General features: G+C 74.3%; 1 protein-coding gene. It reads right to left on the bottom strand.

What is annotated here, in order from left to right; all coding sequences use genetic code 11:
* Positions 1-784: ABC transporter substrate-binding protein (locus N869_RS15510; RefSeq protein WP_156968610.1), on the bottom strand; the 784-nt coding region annotated here is incomplete at its 3' end.
* Positions 785-903 lie beyond the last annotated feature (119 nt).

Raw genomic sequence — 903 nt, 5'->3', positions numbered from 1 at the left:
TCAACGCCTCGACGTCCACGGCCCCCAGCCCGTAGGCGGGGTCGGTCTCCAGGTCGGGCAGCGCGTCCCAGGCGTCGGCGAAACCGAGGTCGGCCAGCACCCCGCCGACCAGCGAGCCGTCGGTGAACGGGCGGATCGTGACCGCCTCACCGGTGTCGTAGCCGTCGGCGAAGGCCACCGGCACGTCGGTGACGTCGCCCAGCTCGGCCCGCGCGGCCTCCACGGCCTCGTCGTACCGGGCGCGCAGCGCGGCGGCCTGCTCCTCGGTACCGGTGACCTCGGCAACCAGGTCGAGGTTGGCGAACATCGAGCCCACGGGGTCGGTGGCGTCACCACCGGGGACGACGACGACGGGAGTGGTGGCCTCGATCTGCTCGATCGCCCCCTCGACGAGCGAGCCCGTCACGAACAGGACGTCGACGTCGAGGGCGGCGAGGGTGTCGATGCTGGGCTCACCGCGACCGCCGATGTCGGTGACGTCCGGGGCGAGCTCGACGGTGGTGTTCCAGGTCTCGAAGCCCTCGATGCTCGCGACGCCGACCGGCTGGACCCCCAGGGACACCAGGTACTCGGCGACGTTCCACTCCGACACGGCGACCCGTTGGGCCGGCCCGTCGAGGGTCACCTCGATGCCGCGGGCGTCGGTGACGGTGAGGGGTTCGCCGGCGGTGGCCGCCTGCCCCTCGGGGCTGGGCGCGGCGCCCGGCGCCTCCTCGGTGGTTCCGCAGGCGGCGAGCGCCAGGGCACCCACCAGGGTCAGTACCGCGGCTGGACGTGCTCTCATCAGGTCTCCTCAGGCAGGGGTGAAGGGGCATGGCCCCGGGAGGCGGGCGCGCCGGGGCGCCCCGCCACGGCAGTGGGTGGGTGTCCTGTCAGCCGGTCGGCTCGGGGTGCCGGGTGCGG

It is taken from the genome of Cellulomonas bogoriensis 69B4 = DSM 16987 (assembly GCF_000767165.1).
Lineage (GTDB): Bacteria > Actinomycetota > Actinomycetes > Actinomycetales > Cellulomonadaceae > Actinotalea > Actinotalea bogoriensis.
Note: the sequence above shows the minus strand (reverse complement) of the source record. Positions and strands in the feature narration are given on the sequence as shown.